Origin of the sequence: Rhizobium sp. L43 (assembly GCF_002531725.1) — a bacterium.
Classification (GTDB): domain Bacteria; phylum Pseudomonadota; class Alphaproteobacteria; order Rhizobiales; family Rhizobiaceae; genus Rhizobium.
Map to the genome: position 1 here is coordinate 180917 of NZ_NWSQ01000011.1, position 21593 is coordinate 202509.

Annotated in this window: 16 protein-coding genes; 8 read left to right on the top strand and 8 right to left on the bottom strand. The window is 62.9% G+C overall.

All coding sequences use genetic code 11. The features are described 5' to 3' along the window. Positions 1-125 precede the first annotated feature (125 nt). Both CO667_RS16580 and CO667_RS16585 read right to left on the bottom strand, forming a co-directional pair. Positions 126-2054: a methyl-accepting chemotaxis protein gene (locus tag CO667_RS16580; RefSeq protein WP_097619395.1), complete on the bottom strand. Its 1929-nt coding sequence runs from the start codon at positions 2052-2054 to the stop codon at positions 126-128. A gap of 221 nt (positions 2055-2275) precedes the next feature. After that, a complete protein-coding gene (locus CO667_RS16585) occupies positions 2276-3271 on the bottom strand; it encodes a DUF4424 domain-containing protein (RefSeq protein ID WP_097619396.1) in 996 nt (331 codons plus the stop codon). Positions 3272-3358: 87 nt separating this feature from the next. On the opposite strand from CO667_RS16585, the gene CO667_RS16590 reads away from it, so the two are divergent. The 3 genes from CO667_RS16590 to CO667_RS16600 are packed head-to-tail and all read left to right on the top strand — an operon-like array spanning position 3359 to position 6404. Further along, entirely contained in the window at positions 3359-4144 is a 786-nt protein-coding gene (locus CO667_RS16590; RefSeq protein WP_245433148.1) for a TlyA family RNA methyltransferase, read from the top strand. Next, positions 4141-5391 carry a class I SAM-dependent RNA methyltransferase gene (locus tag CO667_RS16595; protein ID WP_097619397.1) on the top strand — a complete coding sequence of 417 codons (1251 nt, stop codon included), beginning with the start codon at positions 4141-4143 and terminating at the stop codon, positions 5389-5391. Before CO667_RS16590 ends, CO667_RS16595 begins: the two co-directional genes overlap by 4 nt. Before the next feature lie 2 nt (positions 5392-5393). Beyond that, complete coding sequence (locus CO667_RS16600) at positions 5394-6404, top strand: MBL fold metallo-hydrolase (RefSeq protein ID WP_097619398.1); 1011 nt, start codon at positions 5394-5396, stop codon at positions 6402-6404. Positions 6405-6466: 62 nt separating this feature from the next. Here CO667_RS16600 and CO667_RS16605 read toward each other — a convergent pair whose 3' ends face one another. Next, entirely contained in the window at positions 6467-7222 is a 756-nt protein-coding gene (locus tag CO667_RS16605; protein ID WP_097619399.1) for a crotonase/enoyl-CoA hydratase family protein, read from the bottom strand. A gap of 21 nt (positions 7223-7243) precedes the next feature. After that, a complete protein-coding gene (locus tag CO667_RS16610) occupies positions 7244-9022 on the bottom strand; it encodes an acyl-CoA dehydrogenase (RefSeq protein WP_097619400.1) in 1779 nt (592 codons plus the stop codon). Positions 9023-9246: 224 nt separating this feature from the next. Between CO667_RS16610 and CO667_RS16615 the strand changes: the two genes are divergently transcribed. Beyond that, positions 9247-10242 carry a transporter gene (locus tag CO667_RS16615; RefSeq protein WP_097619401.1) on the top strand — a complete coding sequence of 332 codons (996 nt, stop codon included), beginning with the start codon at positions 9247-9249 and terminating at the stop codon, positions 10240-10242. Positions 10243-10541: 299 nt separating this feature from the next. Here CO667_RS16615 and CO667_RS16620 read toward each other — a convergent pair whose 3' ends face one another. Next, the gene (locus CO667_RS16620; RefSeq protein ID WP_097619402.1) at positions 10542-11006 is read right to left on the bottom strand and encodes a BA14K family protein; all 465 of its coding nucleotides are present in this window, start codon (positions 11004-11006) and stop codon (positions 10542-10544) included. 144 nt (positions 11007-11150) lie between these two features. Beyond that, on the bottom strand, positions 11151-12395 hold the full coding sequence (locus CO667_RS16625) for an aromatic ring-hydroxylating dioxygenase subunit alpha (RefSeq protein WP_097619442.1): 1245 nt from the start codon (positions 12393-12395) through the stop codon (positions 11151-11153). Positions 12396-12802: 407 nt separating this feature from the next. Between CO667_RS16625 and CO667_RS16635 the strand changes: the two genes are divergently transcribed. From CO667_RS16635 to CO667_RS16645, 3 genes are all read left to right on the top strand, one after another. Further along, positions 12803-13411, top strand: coding sequence for a DUF6656 family protein (locus CO667_RS16635; RefSeq protein WP_097619403.1), 609 nt, complete (start codon positions 12803-12805; stop codon positions 13409-13411). A gap of 70 nt (positions 13412-13481) precedes the next feature. After that, positions 13482-14456, top strand: coding sequence for an L-threonylcarbamoyladenylate synthase (locus tag CO667_RS16640; RefSeq protein ID WP_097619404.1), 975 nt, complete (start codon positions 13482-13484; stop codon positions 14454-14456). 31 nt (positions 14457-14487) lie between these two features. Beyond that, positions 14488-15924 (top strand): FAD-binding oxidoreductase, encoded by a 1437-nt coding sequence (locus CO667_RS16645; protein ID WP_097619405.1) that lies wholly within the window; start codon positions 14488-14490, stop codon positions 15922-15924. Between the two features lie 358 nt (positions 15925-16282). Here the strand turns inward: CO667_RS16645 and CO667_RS16650 are convergent, their stop codons facing one another. After that, entirely contained in the window at positions 16283-19618 is a 3336-nt protein-coding gene (locus CO667_RS16650; protein ID WP_097619406.1) for a DUF1217 domain-containing protein, read from the bottom strand. Between the two features lie 300 nt (positions 19619-19918). On the opposite strand from CO667_RS16650, the gene CO667_RS16655 reads away from it, so the two are divergent. Beyond that, the gene (locus tag CO667_RS16655; protein ID WP_097619407.1) at positions 19919-20485 is read left to right on the top strand and encodes a DUF6101 family protein; all 567 of its coding nucleotides are present in this window, start codon (positions 19919-19921) and stop codon (positions 20483-20485) included. An 80-nt stretch (positions 20486-20565) separates the two neighbouring features. On the opposite strand, the gene ubiA is transcribed toward CO667_RS16655, so the two are convergent. Next, complete coding sequence (gene ubiA, locus CO667_RS16660) at positions 20566-21525, bottom strand: 4-hydroxybenzoate octaprenyltransferase (RefSeq protein ID WP_097619408.1); 960 nt, start codon at positions 21523-21525, stop codon at positions 20566-20568. Positions 21526-21593 lie beyond the last annotated feature (68 nt).

A 21593-nucleotide genomic window follows, 5' to 3' on the forward strand; every position in this document is an offset into this window, starting at 1 on the left:
CAGCGGGGAGAAGGTGCCCGTAGGGCGGATGAGGGGGCCACACGGCAAGTCCTTTCAATAAAAAAGGGCAGCGCATCGCTGCACCGCCCCCTTCATTCAACATCCCTTCCCAAGAAGGGCGCCTCTCAGAACTCCGTCCACTCGTCCTGAACCACAGCCGCAGCGCTCGCCTGCCTCCCGCCAAAAGCCTTGGCAACCGTGCGGGTGAGAGCATGCGCCGGAGAGGCGACCGGGCGGGCGTTGGCGGCGGCAACGCTTGCGCGCGGGGCCTGGCCGAGCTTGAACTGGCGCAGCAACTCGTCGAGGGCGCTGGCTTCCTGGGCGAGCGCATGGCTTGCGGCGGTCTGCTCCTCGACCATGGCTGCGTTCTGCTGCGTGCCCTGGTCCATGTTGTTAACGGCGGTGTTGATCTCCTGCAGGCCGATCGACTGTTCGCGGGTGGCGGTGACGATGGCGCTGACGTGGTGGTTGATCTCCTGCACTTCCGAGACGATCGCTTCCAGCGCCTTGCCGGTCTCGCCGACGAGGGAGACGCCGGCATTGACCTGTTCGCCTGATGTGGTGATCAGCGCCTTGATCTCCTTGGCCGCCTTGGCCGAGCGCTGGGCAAGCTCGCGCACTTCCTGGGCGACGACGGCAAAACCCTTGCCGGCGTCACCGGCGCGGGCGGCTTCGACGCCGGCGTTCAGAGCCAAAAGGTTGGTCTGGAAGGCGATGTCGTCGATAACGCCGATGATGTTGGAGATTTCGCCCGAGGACTTCTCGATCTGCTGCATGGCGGAGACCGCCTTGCGGACGACTTCACCGGATTTTTCAGCGCCGAGGCGGGTGCGCTCGACGAGATTGCCGGCATCCTCGGCGCGCTTGGCGCTGTCGCGGACGGTCGTCGTTACTTGTTCGAGCGCTGCGGCGGTCTGCTCGACGGCGGCAGCCTGCTGCTCGGTGCGGTGGGCGAGATCGTCGGCGGCCGAGCGGATCTCACCGGCGCCGGCATTGATCGCCGAGGCATTGCGGCCGACCGACTGCAGTGCCGCCTGCAGCTTTTCGACGGCATGGTTGAAGTCATTGCGCAGGCTGTCATATTGCTGCGCGAACGGCGTCTGGATACGACCGGCCATATCGCCATTGGCAAGCTCGGCAAGGCCGCCCGCCAAAGCGTCGATGGCATAGCGGAGCTCGCCTTCTTCGCGCGCCTTCTGCTCGTCGCCTGCCCGGCGCTGGCGCTCGACGTCGTCGCGCATGCGATCGGTCTCGCCGGCAAGACGCAGCTTCTCGATTGCTGCCTGCTTGAAGACCAGGACCGACTGGGCCATGCGGCCGATTTCGTCGCCACGCTCGACAGCCGGAACCTCGATGTCGTTCTGGCCGCCGGCAAGGCGATCCATGGCGGCGGTCATGCCGACGACCGGGCGGACGATGGTGCGCGACATCAGCCAGGCGAGTACAGCGGCGGCAAGCGAGGCAAGGATGCCGCCGGCCAGCAGCGTCGTCTTCAGATCGCTATTGGCGTCGGCCCGGATCGCGGCGAGCGCATCCGACTTGGCGCGGGCGGTCGCCTTGATCTTGGCAGAGGCCTGGCGGAAACCGTCGAGCTGGCCCTTGGTGGCGTTGACGCCGATCTTGATGACCTCTTCGATCGGCATGTCGGTTTCCTTGCGCGCCTTGGTCTGCGGCTCGGCGAGTTCATGGAAATAGAGGTCGGCGGCCTTCTGCATGCCGTCGATCATCTCGACCAGCTGCGGCTCGTCCGCCGCCGTCTGCTTGGCGGCGGCAATCGCCTTCAGCATGCGCTCGCGATTGGCGAAGACATCGCCATAGGTGCTGTCGCTGCGGAAGAGGATGAAGCCGCGCAGATTGACGGCCTGCTCGAGCATCGCCTGCAGCGCGTCGTCGATCTGGTTGACCAGCAGCTCGGACTTTTCCTGCTCGGCGGAAGCGGCCGCCGACGCCGTCGCCTTGGAATAAACGAAAGCGGAAACGGCGACGAAGATAAGAATGAGGGCTGCGAACGTGGCCGCAAGCTTCCCGTTCAAGGATATGTTTTTGGCGGACATCGGTGATTTCTCCTGACGACAGTCGACGCGGCGAGAGGCCCGTCGCACGGAACGCGCAACCGCAGGGACGTTTGAATCTGAGAACATGATCGGCGTGGAAACGCTTGCGCCTTCATGGCGCCGAGCGGTTCGGACGAACCGCTGCAATCAAGCCGAACCTATACAAGCGGACTTTAAATTTGTTTAAATTTGTGCGTCGCAGCAGCGACCAATGCCGATGATTATTGCGCCGCTTCCGGCGGATTGAGGATCAGGATGTCGAAATCCTTCTCGGGATCGAAATCCTCTGCCGTCATCCGGAAGGTCGTCGGGCCGATCTTCTCGACGTTGCTGCCGCAGAAGCTGATGAGACTGCCGGGCTTGCCCTTGTCGATCGTCAGCTGGAAGCGCCGGATCGGCCCCGCCCAGTTGGCGCCGGTCGACAGCACATAGGAGATCCAGCTTTCGGTATAGTTGGCGCCGCCGGCCTCGGCTTCCCCGGCCCGCTGTCGGACGGTCCTGACGAAGTCCGCATCCAGGCAGTACTTGCGGGAATATTCCTCGAAGCGCTCGCCCTTCGCCTCGCCGTTCTCCAGAAAGCTGATCGCCACCGTGCCGCCGACGGCCGGCTGATAACGGTGCTGGACGCTCACCTTCTTCTTCGCCGGAAAGGTGGTACGCCACCAATAGGTCGAGCGCAGCGTCCAGAGCGGCACGAGAGAGACCCTGGCATCGCCCTCGTCCATCGGATAGATGAGACCGCGGGCGATCCAGTCCTTCCGCACGGTTTCGGGAAGCTTGGCCAGTGCTGCGGCCGTCTTCTGGCTGTAGGGCAGGACGGGAATGGCATATTTGGCGAACTCGTCGGTGACGTCGATGCCGAGCGCGACGACGCGCTGCTGCAGCTTGGCAGTGATCGGCCTGCCGTCCTGCACGGTGGAAAAATGCAGGAAATTGTCGCTGTCGTAATCTGATATGGCGGAGTTGTTGTCGACCTGACCCGTGATGTCGGGCATCGGGAAGGCGACCAGGCTTTCGACGTCCTTGTCGGAGCTGTTCTCGAAGACATAGTCGACGCGCACTTGCGACGCGGAGATGAAGAGATCCTCTTCCGCCATGCTGACATCGTCGGATTGGGCGAAGATCAGCCCGCCGGTCTTGACCTCGGCCATCGTGTCGTTCGCGAGCGCCGGCGATGCGATCCCCGCCGCGACAAGAAGAGTGAAGAGCTTCAGCATAAGACACCCCCTGCGGCTGCCCCGCGATCGCCGCGGCAGGATTATCGCCGAAAGCTTTCGAGGGTCAATGACGGTCTCGGGAACAAAATGCTTGCAACCGGCGGCTTTGCCGGTCATTCACAGCCGATGTCAGATCAAAACACCCAACGTCTCGACCAGCTTCTCGTCTCCCTCGGCCTCTTTGCCAGCCGCTCGCGCGCCCGCGACGCCGTGCAGCGCGGCACTGTCAGGATCGGCGGCCAGGTGGTCACGAAGGCCGGCGCGCTGTTTGGCGCAGACGCGGCAATCGAGATCGACGATCCGGCGCAGGACTACGTCTCGCGCGCCGCGCTGAAGCTTGCCGCCGCCCTCGACCATTTCCGCCTCGATCCCGTCGGCCATCACTGTCTCGATATCGGTGCTTCCACCGGCGGCTTCACCGAGGTGCTGCTGCAGCGCGGGGCCGCGCATGTCACCGCGATCGATGTCGGCCATGGGCAGATGCATCCGCGCATATCAGGTGATCCGCGGGTGACGAACAGGGAGGGCCTCAACGCCCGTAACCTGACGGCAGACGATATCGACCATCCCGCCACCTTCATCGTTTCCGACGTCTCCTTCATCACGCTGAAGCTGGCGCTGGCGCCGGCGCTCGAGATCGCCGAACCCGGCGCCGTCGCCGTGCTGCTGGTCAAGCCGCAGTTCGAGGCCGGGCGCGAGGCGATCGGCAAGGGCGGGATGCTGAAGGACCCCTCGTCCGCTCCCGCCGTCGCTGCGGAACTGCAGCGCTGGTTCACCGAGGACATGGGCTGGAACAGCCTCGGCCTCATCCCCTCCCCGATTTCCGGCGGCGACGGCAATCAGGAATTTCTTCTGGCAGGATTGAAACCGTGAGCACCGAAACCGTCACGATCGAGAAGCTCGGCGCCCAGGGCGACGGCATCGCCGGCAGCGCCGGCGGACCTGTCTATGTCCCCTTTTCCCTGCCCGGGGAAACCGTGGCGATCGCCCGCGTCAAGAGCCAGGGCACGATCATGTCGATCACCACGCCCTCGCCCGACCGGCAGGAGCCGCCCTGCCGGCATTTCGGCCCGGATGGTGTCAACGGCACCTGCGGCGGCTGCACGCTGCAGCATATGGCAGATGCGCCCTACCGCGCCTTCAAGCGCCAGCTGGTCATCGACGCGCTGAGATCGAAAGGGCTGACGCCTGAGGTCGGCGAGATCGTTCCGGCCCGGCCGGGCGAACGCCGGCGCGTCGTCTTTGCGGCCCGCAAGACCGAAAAAGACATGCTGATCGGTTTCAACCAGGCCGAAAGCCATCATATCGTCGCCATCGAGGAATGTCCGATCTCGTCGGCAGGGATCATCGCCCGGCTACCGGCGATCAGGGCGATTGCCGCATCGCTGGCGACCAATGCCGAGCCCTTCCGGGTCTCCGTGCTCGAAACGCTTTCCGGCCTCGATATTGCGGTCGACGAAGTCAAGAAACTCTCCGACCCGCAGCGGCGCAAGGCGGTCGAGACCGTGCTCAGCCTGCGCGGCATCGCCCGCGTGTCGCTGAACGGCGAAATCCTCATCGAGCCGTCGAAGCCGCTGGTCGATTTCGGCGGCGTCCAGGTTTCACCGCCGCCCGGCGGCTTCACCCAGGCGACGAAATCGGCAGAAGAAGCGATGGCCGAGCTGGTGCTTGCCCATGCCGGCAAGGCGAAACGGATCGCCGACCTCTTTGCCGGCGCCGGCACGTTTTCGCTGCAGCTGGCGCGGATCGGCCGCGTCCATGCGGTCGAAGCCGAGGCAAAGGCGCTTGCCGCCCTCGATCATGCCGCCCGCAACACACAGGGGTTGAAGCCGGTCAGCGTCGAAAGGCGCGATCTCTTCCGCCGCCCCCTGATGACGCAGGAGTTCAAGCCCTTTGACGCCGTCGTCTTCGATCCGCCGCGCGCCGGCGCCGAGTTCCAGTGCAAGGAGCTTGCCCGCTCAAGCGTGAAGAAGATCGCCGCCGTCAGCTGCAATCCGCTGACGCTGGCCCGGGATCTGGCGATCCTCGTCGAGGGCGGCTACCGGATCACCGGCGTGACCCCGATCGACCAGTTCCTCTGGACCTCGCATGTCGAGGTGGTGGCGACGCTGGAGAAATAGGCGTGCCTGTCGGAAAGACCAAAGGACGCAACCCCTACTATAACGGCCCGGTGTCCGATCATTTCGACGGCACGCATTTCTTCAATCCCGAAGGTATCGAGCCCCTTGGTTTCCGCGATCTGCTGCGGTGGCAATTCGGCGGTGGCCGTGAGCGTTGGCCGAAGTCTGTCCCAAGTCCATACGCGGCGGCCAAGCCGGATCTACGCGTAGACGGCGAGGATCTCAGGGTGACCATGGTTGGTCATGCAACAATGCTCGTGCAGGTCGCTGGGCTCAATATCCTCACCGACCCGGTGTGGTCGGAACGCGTGAGCCCCTTCGCTTTTGCTGGCCCCAAGCGCGTCGTCCAACCGGGCATCGCGTTCGATGATTTGCCGCCAATTGATCTCGTGCTGGTGTCGCACAATCATTATGATCATCTCGATATCGCAACGCTCAGGCGGTTGGGTGCGAAGCATCGGCCGCGTGTCGTGACGCCGCTCGGCAATGACACGATCATACGTCGTGCCGTGCCCGATATGCAGACGACATCGATGGACTGGGGCGAGCGCATTTCGCACGCCGGAATCAGCATTGATGCGGAGCCGGCACACCATTGGTCCGCCCGCGGAACCGCCGATCGCCGGATGGCACTCTGGGCGTCGTTCGTTTTGTCGACTCCGGCCGGAAAAATTTACCACGTCGGAGATACGGGCTTTCACCACGGCATCAATTACAAAGCGGCACAGCAGAAGCATGGCGGCTTTCGCTTGGCCATTCTACCCTTCGGCGCATATGAGCCGCGATGGTTCATGAAAGGGCAGCACCAGAACCCGCAAGAGGCGGTGATCGGGATGAAGTTGGTAAATGCGGCCTATGTGGCCGGGCATCACTTCGCCACGTTCCAACTGACCAATGAAGCGGTCGACGCGCCGGCAAGAGCATTGCAAGACGCAATGAGCGAGCATGATATTCCCCCGGAACGGTTCCGTCCGCTCAGAGCCGGCGAGGTATTCGATGTGCCGGCGGTCTAATCGCTATCCGTTTGCTCCGGGTGTTGGTCGGCCTGCTGACCGAGATCGCCGCGAAGCGACGCTCAGCGACGCATGAAGGCTTCGAAGGCGGCCCGCGCCTCGGCGCTTTTCAGCCGCGCCGAGAAATAGCGGGCCTCCTCGTCGATGCGGGCAATGATCTCACCGCGGTCGCCACGAATGAGATCGCGGGCGATGCGCAGCGCCTCCGGCGGCTTGGCGGCGAGCTTTGCGGCGAGGCCAAGCGTCAGGGCATCGACCTCGCCTGGCTCGACGACCTTCCAGACCAGACCGGCCTCCCTCGCCTCCTCGGCCGAAAATGCTTCGCCGGCGGCCAGCATGGCGAAGGCGCGCTGATGGCCCATCAGCCGCGGCGCGACGAGGCTGGAACCTGCCTCCGGCACCAGCGCCAGATCCACGAAGGGTGTGCGGAACTGGCTGCGGCTGGAGGCGATGGTCAGGTCGCAATGGAGATGGATCGTCGTGCCGATGCCGACCGCCAGGCCGTCGACGCCGGAGACGACGGGTTTTTCGGCATTGACCAGCGCATAGAGGAAATCGAGGATCTCCTGCTCGAGGCCGCGGCCGCCCATCGCGGCAGCGAGAAAATCGTTCAGGTCGTTGCCGGCCGAGAAGCAGCCTTCGGTGCCGAGCAAGGCGGTGGCGCGGATGCCGGGATCGGCATTGGCCGCATTCAGAGCATCGGCCATGGTGCGGTACATCGGGCGGGTGATGGCATTCTTCTTTTCCGGCCGGTTGAAGCGGATAGACTGGACGCCGGGATAAGCGGAAGGCTGGTCGACGATGATGTGATCGGTCATTGGATCTCCTCGGGGGTCTCCTCAGGCAAGCAGGATGCGGGCGGCGGCAAGGCTTGCCGCGCCATTGACGACCCGGTCGCGCAGGGCCGCGGTTTCAGCGAGCAGGTTTTCGGCGGCGAAGCGGCAGAGCGCGATGCGGCCTTCACCTGCGCCATCGGCTGCCCCGGCAAGCGCGCCCTTGGCGAGGTAGCAGCCGGTCAGCACGAGGCCGAACAGGCGCTGATAGGGCGTCGCGCCGGAGAGCGCCTCGGCCGTCTTTTCCTCGGCAAGCGTCTTCAGCAGCCAGTCGGTCGCCTGCTCGAGATCGGTGATCGCAGCGTCGAGCCGCACGGCGGTTTCGCCGAAACCATTAAGATTGGAGCCGCGGACGTTATCGGCGATCTGCTTCAGCTCGGCGATAAAACCCTTCACCTGCTCGCCGCCGGAGAGCGGCAGCTTGCGGGTGACGAGGTCGATCGCCTGGATACCGTTGGTGCCCTCGTAGATCGGGGCGATGCGGGCATCGCGGAGATAACGCGCCGCACCCGTCTCCTCGATGAAGCCCATGCCGCCATGCACCTGAATGCCGAGCGAGGCGACATCGACGCCGGCATCGGTCGAAAAGGATTTGGCGATCGGCGTCAGCAAAGCGGCGCGCTCCTGCCAGTGGCGGCTGTTGTCATGTGTGCGGTGGGACATGTCGATCGCATGGGCGCAGGCATAGGAGATGGCGCGCGCGCCTTGGGTCAGCGCCTTCATGGTGGCGAGCATGCGGGCGACATCGGGATGCTCGACGATCGGGCTCATGCCGGCGCCGGTCCAGCCGGGCGCCCTGCCCTGGGCGCGTTCCTTGGCATAGGCGACGGCCTTCTGGGTGGCGGCCTCTGAGATCGCCACGCCCTGCATGCCGACGGCAAGGCGGGCATTGTTCATCATCGTGAACATGCAGGCGAGCCCCTTGTTCTCCTCGCCGACCAGCCATCCCACAGCGCCCTTTTCATCGCCGAATTTTCCGTCGCCATAGATCATCGTGCAGGTCGGCGAACCATGGATGCCGAGCTTGTGCTCCAGCGAGTGGCAGAAGAGATCGTTGCGGGCCCCGAGCGAGCCGTCGTCGTTCACCAGGAATTTCGGCACCAGGAAGAGCGAGATGCCGCGGGTACCCGCCGGCGCATCCGGCAGGCGGGCGAGCACCAGATGGATGATGTTGTCGGCCGCATCATGTTCGCCCCAGGTGATGAAAATCTTCTGGCCGAAGAGGCGGTAGCTGCCGTCGTCGCGGCGCTCGGCGCGAGCCTTGAGCACGCCGAGATCGGAGCCGGCATGCGGCTCGGTCAGGTTCATGGTGCCGGTCCATTCGCCTGACACCATCTTCTCCAGATATTTGTCTTTCAGCGCGGCACTGCCATGGGCGCTGACCGCCTCGATGGCGCCCATCGTCAGCGTCGGGGCAAGCGCGAAGGCCATGGAACCGGAATTCCACATTTCCAGTGCCGCGACATTCAGCATATGCGGCAGCGCCTGGCCGCCGAACGCCTCGGGTGCGGTCAGGCCGTTCCAGCCGCCGGCGATCCAGTTGCGGTAGAGATCGCGCCAGCCATCCGGCAGCCTGACCTCGCCATCGATCAGACGGGCGCCCTGGCGGTCGCCGATATCGGCGAGAGGCGCCACTTCCTCTGTGGCAAAACGTCCCGCCTCGGCGAGGATGGCGTCGATGAGATCTTCGCCGAGATCGCCGAGCAGCCCCTCAGACATCGCCTCGCTCATACCGGCTACATGCTTCAACGTGAACGCGATTTCCTCGACGGGCGCCTTGTACATGCTCTTTTCCTCCGCAGACCGGCTCGCACACGGCAAAGCCCCTCCGAGGCAAAGGGCTAATTGATTTTTACGTAAACGTCAATTTCGATTTCCTCGGCCATCATGCGATAACTCATTTGACGATAATTCATCCGGCATGGCGCTTGGCCCTTGCACCCTTGCATAAATAGCCGTCATGGAGACACTCTAGGAATGAAATCGCCTTCGCAAAGGATCGGCGACCAATGGATACATTGCCCGTCAACATACCCGGTTTCGTCTGGGCCTATCGCTTCTCGCCCGACGAAAAGACCGCGGTGCGGCTGAACAACAGTGCGACGGTGGCGGAGCTGACCGCCGACAATTGTTTCTACTGGCTGCACCTCAACCTTGTCGACGCCCGCGTGCCGGCCTTGCTCGAGACGCTGGACGGGCTGACGGAGGATGCGAAATCGGCGCTGACGACGCGTGACACGCATGCGGCCATCACCGTCGACGAGCAGATGCTCTATGGCACGCTCGTCGATTGCCAGCGCGATTTCGCCCAGGACACCAACAATCTCGGCTGGCTGCATTTCGCCATGTCCGACCGCTTCATCATCACCACCAGGCTGCAGCCGCTGCGCAGCGTCGAACGGGCGCGGGCGCTGATCGAGAAGAACCCGGGCAAATTCTCCCGGCCGGTCGATCTGTTCGAACTGCTGGTGATCGAGTTCCAGCGCACGCTGATCGCGATCGTCATCGAACTCACCGAAGAACTGAACCAGATCGAGGATATCGTCTACGACAGTGCGCAGCGCGACGAGCGCCGGCGCCTGGCGCCGGTGCGGCGAACCGTGGTCAGGCTCCATCGGCATCTGCGCACCGTGCTGGCGCTGATGCGCCGGGCGGCGGCGGCCGACGACGACGAGATGCCCTTCGGCTTCGACGATGTGGCGCGGCGGCTGACGAGCCGGCTGGAAACGGTCGACCACGATATCTATGCGCTGCAGGACCGGGCGCGCCTGCTGCACGAAGAAATCGATTCGAAACAATCCTCCGAAACCAACCGCCACCTCTATCTGCTGTCGATCATGACCGCCTTCCTGTTGCCGCCGACCCTGGTGACGGGTTTCTTCGGCATGAACACCGCCAACCTGCCCTTCGCCGTCGGCGACTACGGCACGGAATATGCGGTCGCCCTGATCGTCGCGTCGATTGCGTTTGCCTGGTGGCTGCTGCGGCGGGTGGATATTCTTTGAGGGGGAAAGGTTCGGCGTAACCGTCGGAGAGTTCGCTCCTATTCCATCAAACGTCGCGGTACTTGCCACAGAGATCACTCCACACTCCGTCATCCTCGGGCCTGACCCGAGGGTCCACGTAGCCCTCCTCCATCAGCGGTGGGCATGGATCCTCGGCTCAAGGCCGAGGATGACGGAGGGTGGGGAATCGTTCCAGCCAAACTCGCCGCCGACACAGCGGATGGCGCGGCGTTGCACCTACCGCATCACACCGCATTGACACTGAGCGATCGGAAGCGCGTCACGCTTCCCATGCCTCATCAATACGGCGAATAGCACTGCTGGCGCGGGCCGTTATAGGGCTGGAACGTGTTGTCGTAGGCGCGATAGGACCGGTAGCGGTTGGCGCACCAGGCGACGTGGCTTGAACCCAGGCGGGGCGCAGCGTAGCGCGGGGCGACGATGACCGCGCCGGCGCCGAAGGCGGCGAGCGGATACCAGAAGCCGTTGTAGCGGCGATAGCCCGGGCGGTAATAGCTATATCCGCGATAGCCGCCATAGTAGCCGGGCCGGTAGTAGGCACCGGGGCGATAGCCCGGCCGGTAGTAGGCGCCCGGACGATAGCCGGGGCGATAGTAGCGGCGGTATTGGACATTCTCGACGGCGGAGGATTTTTCCACCTGTGGGGCGGTGGGCATCTGGATTGCCTGCGACGGCACAAAGCCTGTCAGAACGACGGCGGCGGCCAGAACGGCGGTCGCGATCTTATTTCTCAGCCCGATCATTGCTTCATCTCCCATTCAACAGCGATCACCGCCTGCCCAGCAACGCTTTCGGGCCTGAATGGTTCCAGAAGCGGCCGGGGCCGGCCGCTTCCTGTTTTAGCGAGGCTGAACTGAACCGGACATTAACCGGCGCCGGCGATGCGATCAGGCCACGGCGGATATTTTCGCCTGATCGCCCTGCAGGCGGTTCACCATGAAGTTCGAATACCATTCGAGGAACTGCATGACGCCGCCCTCGTGCAGGGAGGAATAGGGACCGGGCTCATAGGCGGGCGAGTGGATGCCGAAGGCATTCTCCTCGACGATGCGGCGATCCTGATCGTTGGTCTCGGTCCAGACGTGGGTCAGTTCCTCGAGATTGTAATCGACGCCTTCGACGGCGTCCTTGTGGACCAGCCACTTGGTCGTCACCGCCGTCTCGTTGGCGCTGAGCGGCAGCACGCGGAAGGAGATGGCGTGGTCGCCGAGCAGGTGGTTCCAGGTCGTCGGGTAGTGGAAGAGCAGCATGGTGCCGATATGGCTGATCGAAATATCGTCGGCGAGCGGGCGCTTGACGGCGCGCTTGCCCGACATGGTGTAGCTCTCGGCATCTTCGATCAGCGGCATGCGAGCGGTGCGGAACTGGCCGTCCGGCGAGATCTGGAATTTGCTCGGCAGGCCGGCGGCCTCGCAGCGCGCCCAATGGCCGGCGATCTCCGGATCGTCGGCGCCGCCATCCGTGCCGGTGACGCTCGGGGCTTCGGGATAGGTGCGGCAGAGTTCGGGGTGATTGGCGGCGCAGTGATAGCACTCGCGGTTGTTTTCCCAGACGAGCTTCCAGTTGCCCTTCTCGATGATCGTGCTCTGGAAGGCGACCTTGCTCTCGCTGATCCGGTGCGGCGCGACATAGGGTTCGATCTTGTCGCGCACCGTCTGGAAATCCGGAGCGGTGTTGGCGAGGCAGATGAAGACATAGCCTGCGACGACCTCGCAATGGACGGGCTTCAGATTGAAGCCGGTCTTATCGAAATCATCGCCCATGTGGCGGGCGAAGGCGAGCTTGCCTTCGAGATCATAGGTCCACTGATGATAGGGACAGACGAGACGCACGGAGGAGCCGTGCTCCTTGGTGCAGACGCGCGAGCCGCGATGGCGACAGCTGTTGTGGAAGGCGCGGATGACATTGTCCTTGCCGCGGACCATGACGACGGGATAGCTGCCGATCTGCACGGTGACATAGGCGCCCGGCTTCGGCAGTTCGCAATCATGGCCGATGAACAGCCAGTCGCGGTAATAGATCATCTCCATGTCGAGCTGGAAATAATCCTCGTCGATGTAGAACGGCCGTTCGAGGCTGAAGCCCTCCTGGCGGTTCTTGAGCTGACGCAAAACGTTGCTGCGAATATCCATCTTCATGTCCTCGTGCACCCGGTTGCCACCCTCGATCGGAGGGCCGGCGGAAGCGCGCCCGCTTCCTTCTCCTTCGGGAGAATTGTTCATGGCGCCATTTAATCACCTGGCATGGCTGCCGCTTGGTTGTAATGCGACATCGGCTTCGAAATTGACGACAGGATGCGGCAAGGCTTGAAACGGCCTGTCCCGGTCGACCCTATCGCCCGACTCTCCAGGCAATTATCGTCAATTGCGACATGGCGTAAAGGCCCGTTGCGCAAAGAGGTCGGCCGCCTCCGTCGCGTTTGCGACATCTGCCGGCATTTGCCCTTTCCGCCGGCCCGGCCAGCCGGCGATTTTAACATCGCCTTAAGCATACGGCCCTATCCTGCGGCTGATCGAAGACCGACCGAAGAACGCGACCGATGGCCAAACTCCGTTATTTCGATGCGAAAGAAGCGAGCAAATCGCAGGAGCCGCAGCTGGTTGCCGCGCATTCCGAATTCTTGCGCACCGGCCGCATCCCCCGCGAGCGGCGGCACTGGCTGGCCGAGGAAAAGCGCTATTTCACCCATGACGAGGTGGCCGCAAAGACCGGCCGCAAGCTGCAGGTCGCCGGCGAAAAGACGCATCAGCACATTAACGGCTTCCACCACTCGATCCAGTTTCCGAAGATGATCTTCCACCGGACGCTGCAGGACAGCCCGCATCTCGGCTACTGCCACGTCACCGCCGCGCGGACGAAATTCGCCCATTACGAAGAGGTGAGCTGGGCCTTCTACATCGCCAATTTCTATTCCGACATCGGCGACAACGACAATTTCTTCGAACGTATCGATGTCGGCTATTCCCGCATGTATTTCGCCGTCGCCATCAAGCCGGGCGAGAACTCCGTGGAAAAGATGACCATCGACCGGTCGGTGCGCGGCAACGGCCTGCTCTTCCGCACCCATGATCCGCAGGCGGCAATCCGCAACGTCCTGCTTCTCGGCGCCCGCAACGAGCAGCTCCGCGAAATCATCCGCCAGCTCTGAATGAACAACGCGATTGATCGCGGGCGGCGGAAAGCCTAAGGACTGCCGGGACCAATTTACCGGGCAGCACATGGCACGCACGATCGACATCAAGGCAGACAGACAGGCAGCACTCGATGCAGCCTCAGCCGCTCTTGCCGACGGCTTTGCCATCGCCATTCCGACCGAGACCGTCTACGGCCTTGCCGCCGACGCCACCAATCCGGTGGCCATCACCCGCATCTACGAGACCAAGGGACGGCCGCGCTTCAACCCGCTGATCTGCCATATGGCCGACCTCGCCATGGCCGAGGAACATGCCGAATTCGATCCCGTGTCGCGGGCGCTCGCCGCAGCCTTCTGGCCCGGTCCGCTGACGCTGGTGCTGCCGCTGAAACCTCAAAGTCCAATCCATTCGCTGGCGACCGCCGGGCTCGACAGCGTCGGCGTGCGTGTGCCGGAAGGTTTTGCCGGCGCCTTGATCGGCGCCTTCGGACGGCCGCTCGCCGCCCCCAGCGCCAATACGTCGGGTGCAATCAGCGCCACGAGTGCCGCCCATGTCGAGGCGGATCTCGGGGCGAAGATTCCGTTGATCCTCGATGCGGGCCCCAGTGCTGTCGGCGTCGAATCGACGATCGTCAAGGTGGAGGGCGACCGGCTGAGGCTGCTTCGGCCGGGCGGCCTGGCAGCGCGCGATATCGAGCGTGTCGCAGGCAGGCCGCTGCTCAGGGCGAAGACGGCATCGGCGGCGATCGAGGCACCTGGCATGCTTGCCTCGCATTATGCGCCGGGCGCCTCGGTGCGCCTCAATGCGCGCGCCGTGGAACCCGGCGAGGCGCTGATCGGCTTCGGCAGTGCTGCGGTCTCCGGCGCGGAGGCTGCGCGGATCGTCCTCGATCTCAGCCCGCGCGGCGACCTTGCCGAGGCGGCGGCCAATCTTTTCGACTATATGAAGCGGGCCGATGCCAGCGGCGCTTTGAGCATCGCCTTTTCGCCCATTCCCGAGGAGGGGCTCGGCGAAGCGATCAACGATCGCCTGCAGCGGGCAGCCGCACCCCGCGACTGACAGACCTTATAGAAGCGAGAGGATCGACCTGATGAGCAGCCCCGGCATTTCCACCGATCTTCTCGCCCGCTTCACTGCTATCGTCGGCGAAAAATACGCGCTTGCCAGCGAAGCCGATCTTGCGCCGCACCTGATCGAAAACCGCGGGCTCTATCACGGCTCCTCCCCTCTCCTCCTGAAACCGGGCTCGGTCGCGGAAGTCTCCGATATCATGAAGCTTGCGACCGAGACCGGAACGGCGATCGTGCCGCAGACCGGCAATACCGGCCTGGTCGGCGGCCAGACGCCGCGTGCCGGCAAGGCCGATATCATCCTGTCGCTCGAGCGCATGAACAGGATCCGCGACGTCGATCCGGTGGCGAACGTGCTGGTGGCCGACGGCGGCGCCATCCTGACCGAGGTGCAGAAGGCGGCCGAAGCACATGGGCGGCTGTTTCCGCTGTCGCTCGGCTCGGAGGGTTCCTGCCGCATCGGCGGCAATCTCTCCACCAATGCCGGCGGCACGGCGGTGCTTGCCTACGGCAATATGCGCCAGCTCTGCCTCGGCCTCGAAGTGGTGCTGCCGACCGGCGAGATCTGGGACGGGCTGCGCCGCCTGAAGAAGGACAATACCGGCTACGACCTGCGCGACCTCTTCATCGGCGCCGAAGGCACGCTCGGCATCATCACCGGCGCGGTGCTGAAGCTCTTTCCGCAGCCGCTCGGCCATCAGGTGGCCTTTGCCGGGCTGAATTCGGTCGAGGACGCGCTCGGCCTCTTCAACCTTGCCGCCAGCCTCTGCGGCGCCTCGCTCACCGGTTTCGAGCTGATGCCGCGTTTCGGCGTCGAGATCACCACCCGCCATATCGACGGTGTGCGCGATCCGCTGGAAACGGCCTATCCCTGGTACGTGCTGATCGACATTTCGACGTCGGATTCGGCCGAGACGGCGGAGCGGATGATGAACGGCGTGCTGGAACAGGGTTTTGAGGCCGGGCTGGTGCTCGATGCCGCCATCGCTTCATCCCTAGCGCAGCAGCAGGCGATCTGGCACATGCGCGAGAGCATGTCGGATGCCCAGAAGCCGGAAGGCGGGTCGATCAAACACGATGTTTCCGTGCCGGTGTCGAGGATCCCGCATTTCATGGCCGAGGCCGCAGAAGCTGTGATGGCGGCGATGCCCGGCGCTCGCATCTGCGCCTTCGGCCATATGGGCGACGGCAATATCCATTACAATATTTCCCAGCCGGTCGGTGCCGACAAGGCCGCCTTCATCGCCCGCTGGCGCGAAATGAACCACATCGTCCATGGGCTGGTGCTGGCGCATGGCGGCTCGATCTCTGCCGAACACGGCATCGGCCAGCTGAAGCGCGATGAACTGGCGGCGATCCGGCCGGCGATCGAAATCGAGCTGATGCGCCGCATCAAACGCGCCTTCGACCCGGGCAATATCATGAACCCGGGGAAGGTCGTCAGTCTCGAGGTGTGAGGTCGGCGAGACCGGCCCCTTGCATCCGCCTGCCGGCACCTTTCCCGCTTGCGAGGCAAAGGGGGTCATGACAGCGTCTCCTCTCTTCTCCCCTCAGGAAAAAGTGGAAGGCAGCGGGGCGTCATGGAAGGCCTGCTTGAAAGGTGCTTTCCTCTCCTCCCTCATTCCTGTGCTCGTCACAGGAATCCAGTGCGCCCAAGTCCTTGGGCGCAGGAGACTTCCTTCTCGAATGAGAGTCATTCACGGCGCGGACGCGCCGTGGCTGGATTCCTGTGACAAGCACAGGAATGAGGTGGAGAGGGACGGCGAACGGGATATGCAGCAGCCTCTCCGTTCCCCGCCAAACCTCTCAACTGCCCTAGGACGACTGCGTGCCGCCGCCGGTGAGGATCTGCAGTGCCGGCGATTGCTGGGTGCTGTTCTGGACGTCGTACATGGCGGTGAACCGGCGCAGCAGCTTGTCGACCTTCTTTGGATCCTGGAGATCTTCGAGCTTGACGAAGCGGTTGATCAGATCGGCCTGCTTGGCGACGTCCATGCCCGAGATCTGCGACGGCAGGCTGTAGGCTGTGGTGATGACCTGGTAGAGCGCCTTGTCGCCGAGGAGCGAATAGATCGAGGTGATGCTCGGGGCCTTGCGGCTGAAATAAAGCGCCAGGCGGACGCCGTCATTGGTTTCGCCCTCCTGGTTTTCCATCGTCTGCTGGACATAGAGCTGCTGGGTATGGTCCTCAGCCGCCTTGTTCTGGATGGTGCCGATCTTGGCGCGGGTCAGATTGCCGTCCTTGTCGAAATTGAAGGCGGCGACGATATCCTTGAAGCGCGCATCGGCCTTGGTGTTGAGGTAGCTCTTCTTGTCGTCGGGATCGGATGTGAAGATCTTCTTCAGCGTCGCCTTGTCGTAATCCTTCGGGTCGAGATTGTTCGCCTTCAGCACCAGATCCGTCAGACGGCTGTCATCGAGGAAATCGTCGAGCGACTTCACCTTCGCCATGCCCTTGGCGAAATAGTCGACCTCGGTCGTCGCGTCCTTCGATGCCTTGTCCTTCACCGGCCCGGCCTTCAGCAGCATGGTGACATGCGCTTTGTAGTCGGTGGCGTATTTGGCCAGGGTCGCGTCGGGAAGCGCCTGGAAGGGTGACGCCGCCTTGCCGTCGGGACCGAAGTTGAAGGCGCGGGCAAGGTTGGTGATCCGTTCGTCCTTGAGCGAGGCGATATAGCCATTCGGGTCGTAGGCATCGCTCGTCAGGATCTTGCGCATCATCGAGCGCGACACTTCCTGGTCGGTCAGACCGAAGGCCTGCAGCGCCACATGATAGGGATCCGGCAGATCATCGTTGCTCTTGGTGAAATCGGCCGACGAATTGCTGCGCAGGAAGTCGTTGACGCTCTTTATGTCGGAGAAGTTGAGCAGGCTGCCGCTGTCGGCCATCATGCGTGTGTAGTTGGTGGCCACCTCGTCGATCGCCTCGTCGCGCTCGTCGTCATAACGGGCCATATAATTGTCGTTGGTGGTCTGCGCCTGATCGGCCGTCTGGACCGAACTCATCACCGGAAGCGATCCATCGGCGGCGAAGTTGAAATCGGCGTTGAGATCGGCGTGGCCGGCAGCGGCAGCCGCCGTCGCATCGGTCAGGATGCTCTTCAGATCGGCGTTCGAAATGCCGGTCGGAAGATTGTAGGTGCTCTTCAGGAAGTTGGTGATGGCGTCATCGGCGATGAGATCGTCGACATTGGCGATCGTCGACATCCGGGCGGAATAGTCGTCCGTGCGGGCGGAAGCGGTAAATTTCGTGCTGCTGATCTGGCTGGCCGTCTGCGCGGCCATGCCGTCCTCGAGCGTGCCGTCCGCCTTGAAGTTGAAGGCGGCGGCGACGTCGGCATAGGTGCCGGTGCCGCTCTGATCGGTCAGGATGGCGCGAAGGGCAACGTCGGTGACGGTCGACGGGATGCCGTAGGCGTTGCGCACGAAATTGTTCAGCTTCTGGTCCGACAGCAACTGATCGACGTTGGAGATGCCGGCGATGGTCGCCTGGTAATAGACGGCCGCATTGTCGGCCTTGCCCGCGGTGCTGGCGCTCTGTGAAGCGCTCTGCGAGGCGTAAAGGGTCGCGACCGATCCGTCCGTCTTGAAATTGAAGAGATCGTGGACGTCGCTGTAGCCCTGGGCGCTGGCCGCCGCGGGATCGACGAGGAAAGTCCTCAACGTCGCATCGGAAACGCTGTCGGCGATCTGCATGCTGTTTCTGAGATAGCTGACCGCAACAGGATCGGACATGATGTCGTCGACATTGGTGACATTGCCGATCATGCTGTTGAAATGCGTCGCGTTCGCCGCCGACTTGTCGGTGGTCGATTTGCGCTGCGCCGCGGTCTGGATCGCCGAACCGTTGATCGAGCCGTCCGCCTGAAAGTTGAAGTCGGCATTGAGATCGGCGTGGCCCTGGGCGGCGGCATAGGCCGAATCCGTCAGGATATTCTTCAGGTCGGCATTGCTGAAATTCGTGCCGAGGCCATAGGCATCCTTGATGTAACGCGCCAGCACGTCATCGGCCAGCAGATCGTCGACATTGGTGATGGCGCTCGACTGCGAGGTCACGGAATAATAGTTGTTCGTGCTCGATGCAGCCGATTTCAGCTTGTTCGCCTGGTCGACCGACTGGACGCGCGCCGTGCCGGAGGTCGACCCGTCAGCCTTGAAGTTGAAAGCATTATAGACATTGGTAAAGCCCATCAGCTGGGCATAACCGGGATCGGTCAGCACCGTGCGCAGCGCGGCCGCGGTGAAGTCGGCGCCCATGCTGTAGGCCGTCGTGATGTAGGAGGTCAGGCGTTTGTCGGCGACCAGATCGTCGACATTGGTGATCGTGCCGATCTTCGCCGTGTAATAGGCCTTGTTGTAGTCGGCCGCCGTCTGGCCGACGTAATAGACATCCGAACCGACCGAATTGTCGACGATGACCGACTGGGAATTCAGCGTGTAGGACTCGATGACCGAGGCCTTCTGCGCGGCGGTCTGTGCCGTGCCGGTGACGGTGCCGTCGGCATTGAAGCTGAACTGGGCGGCAAGCGCCTTGTATTTGTCGCCGCCCTGCGTGTTGACGACGCTCGTGGGGTCGTTGAGATCGCTCGTCAGCACCTGGCGCAGAAAGTCCTTCGACGCATAGGTGGGATCGATCTTGAACGTCTTCAGCACATAGGTGCGCAGCCGGGTGTTGTTGACCAGATCGTCGACGGTCTGCACGCTGTCGATATTGTTGCTGTAATAGGTGCTCTCGGTGGCGGCCGCCTTGTCGGCATCGATGAAGGACTGCTTGTAGAGGCCGATGAGATCGTCCTCCTGCGCGTCCGTCTGGACGTCCTTGGCGGGCGCATTGAAATTGAAGGCGGCGGCGAATTCGCGGTAGCGCGTATCGGAGAGCTTGTTGGCGTAGCTGTCGGGGTCGGTGAGATCGCTTTCCAGCACCTTCTTCATGAAGGCCTTGGCATAGGTCATGTCCTCGAGGCCATAGGCCTTCATCGCGTAGCTGTAGAGCTTGTAGTCGCCGAGGAAGTCGTCGACATAAGTGACCTTGTTGATATGGTCGGCGTAATACTCGGCATCCTTCTTGACCGTCGCCTGAGACGCAACCTTGTTGAGGCTGGACGTCATATCCTTCGACAGGATCGTGTAAGCGAGGGAAGCCGTGATCATGAATAGCGCCCTTTTCGGCAAAATCTCTAAAAGAACGACGAACTGCTGGTGAGCCCATTTTGCCATGGAAAGCTTACCTGAGGCTTACCTCAGGATGCATCATTTCCGCACAGCACACCGTTCACCTTCCGGAAACCCTGCCGGATTCGGTTTTGATAACCATCAGAGGAGGCAAAGTTTTCTTAACCGCAATTTTTAAGCTGTACGGAACGGCGGGCCCCTATTGTCGGCCGTAGAGGACGAAAAGTCCCAAGGAGAAGACCGGAAATCGGCTCTCAGGTAAGACAAGGGTAGAATGAAATGAACAATCCCGTAATGAAGCCCGCTTGGGCTGGCACGACGTTACGCCTCGATCCGTCCCGCTTTCCGCAGCAGGTCAGCTACGCCATCCATGATTGTTCGGATGACGTCAATATCACCATCGACGAACGCGGCGCGGTCCTGCGCAAGGTCCTGCCTTCCAGCGGCCTGCCGCTTTCGATTGCGCTGCCGAAGCGCGTCTTCAAGGGTGTCGCCGCCCGCGCCATCGACCATGGCGACGGCGAGGTTACCGTCACGCTCGAGCTTCACCACGCCGATCCCGAGCTTTGCGTTCCGCTGCTCGTCGCCCATGATCTCAGCGATATCGCCGCCGACTGGCGCAGCTGGTCCGAAGCCTTCCGCATTCCGATGCTGATGGTCGAGGCCGACGGCATCGCCCGTCCGCTCGAAGAGCATATCGGCGCCTTGCGCACCAGCGATCTCAAGCCGCGCCGCCGTCATTCCTACTTCGCCAACCGCCGTCCGCGCTTCCTCGTGCGCCGCACCACCGGCCGGCTGGGCGTCGCGATGAAGATCGAAGGCAAGGAAATCATCGCCCGCAACTGAGCGATATCGCGGACTTGGTTTTCGCATCATTTTGAAACCCGGCGCCCGCGCCGGGTTTGTCGTTTCATGCATCGTCCCAATCAGGGAATGGCGAAGAGCAGCGAGACGAAGAGGCCGAAGAAGATGATCAGGCCGACGCGGTTGTTCGATTTGAACAGCGCCAGGCACTCGTCGGCATCGTTGATATCGAGCCGGACGATCTGCCAGGCGAACATGCCGGCAGCGCCGAGCAAGGCCAGGAAAGCGATGAGATTGGCGCCGGCGAGCGCGAAAGCCATAAACATCAGCACCAGCGTCAGCCCATAAAGGCCGATCAGCCACAGCCGCGTCCTGTCGCCGAACAGGCGGGCGGTCGAACGGACGCCGATCAGCTCGTCGTCCTCCTTGTCCTGATGGGCGTAGATCGTGTCGTAACCGATCGTCCAGGCGATGGAGGCGGCATAGAGCAGGATGGCGGCGAAGGAAAGCTCGCCCAAAATGCCGGCCCAGCCCATCAACGCGCCCCAGGAGAAGGCAAGACCGAGATAGAATTGCGGCCAGTCGGTGAAGCGTTTGGCGTAGGGATAAAAGGCGACGATGGCGAGCGAGAGCAAGCCGAGAAAGACGGTGAGCCAGTTGAACTGCAAGAGCACGAAGAGACCGACCAGCGCCTGCAGGCCGATGAAGATTTTCGCGCGGGCGCGCGTGACGCGGCCGGAGGGGAGCGGGCGCGAACGGGTGCGCGCCACTTCCATGTCGATCTCGTGGTCGACGAGATCATTATAGGTGCAGCCGGCGCCGCGCATGGCGACCGCGCCGATGAAATAGAGGAGAAGGTGAGACACTAGCAGGCTGCCGGAATAGAGCCCCTGGTCGATCGCCGCATTGGCGGCGAGTGTCGCCGACCAGAAGCATGGCCACATCAGCAATTGCCAGCCGATCGGGCGATCCCAGCGCGCCAGCTGCGCATAAGGCCAGAGCCATGGCGGCAGGATCCGGTAGACCCAGTTATTCGAAGGCGCGTCGGAGACGCGATCGTTGAAGTGGTCGGTATCTTCCATGCCGTTTATCTAGCGGCGGGCCGCCGATCCGGTCAAGAAGCGATCATCGCGCCGCGCCTTGCATCATT